This is a genomic window from Cupriavidus sp. 01L46 (genome assembly GCF_056399905.1).
Genome location: NZ_JBFTSF010000634.1, coordinates 1 through 1,022 on the forward strand (window position 1 = coordinate 1; position 1,022 = coordinate 1,022).

Annotated in this window: 1 pseudogene; it reads right to left on the reverse strand. The window is 56.1% G+C overall.

Annotated elements, in window-relative coordinates:
* Positions 1 to 485 (reverse strand): annotated as a pseudogene (locus tag AC1DS3_RS39000) (hypothetical protein); the annotation flags it as partial.
* Between the last annotated feature and the right edge of the window lie 537 nt (positions 486 to 1,022).

The following is a 1,022-nucleotide window of genomic DNA, read 5'->3' on the forward strand; positions in this document are numbered from 1 at the left end:
GGACTGACTACATAGCCAGGTACATTTGCCGMACCGCTGTAGTTGGGAATTTCGTACGCGGAGCCAATCGAGTAGGTCTGCGTAGGAAACACCAACTCAGGGTGATCCCACACCACGATAGAGAGGATGTCGCCAACGCCGACCACATAGGCTTCAGGCTCACCAAACAATTCGCTCACCGATGCATTAGTCGGCGTGGCGGCAGCCTTCATAGCCCGCACCAACGCCGGCGTAATCTTCGTAACCTTGGGCACCGATTCCGGATCTTCCGGATCGAGCGGGCGCTGCGGATCAAAGCGCATCCCGGGCGCTAGCGCGCAGGATGCCAGCACCGGAATCGTCCCCAGCAACAGCAACGCTCTACGGAAAGACAGAAGGCTTGAAAGCTTGAACACGTCTTGATAGTTCCCTTGATACCCGAAAGGTCCGCGCTCCTGGCCGTCTCCTGGCTTGGGATTGCTGCGACGAATCCGCTTGTTCAACATGGCACACGTCGGGGCCTTTCCGCTGCGATGACCTGCAGGGCGGAGATGAACGTTGCGGCGGTGGCTTCTTGATGCCTGCACGCTTTGCTCTTGCAGTGCATCACTGCGCGAAGACCGGCGAAGTGTATGGCTCTTGGGGGTACATCTTCAAGGCGAAGCGGCCGTTTTTGCCGTGTTTTCTATCCCTACTGAAGAGTGGACCCGACAAAAGTAGGGATGCCCCTAAAAGGGGTAATGCAGAAGAATTTGGTTTGTGTTCATGATGGAAATTCCTGCCTGTTTTAGGACGCTTTCCCCCGATTGGGCTACGCGGTTTCTTGTGGATTTGCCGGGGTTTTTTGCGGTTTTTCGTTATGGCGTACGGGAGCGGCTTGCGGATGGAACGCGCTCTTTCATCGCCGGATTGCGTCGGTCACGCGTTGACCATGCATGGACCCTGCGGGGCTTTCATTTCCCCACCAAGGGAGGGATCAAATAACTTCGGAGGGACTTCCCCGACAATGCAAATTCGTGCTTGCGTGGAGATGGATATAAGGC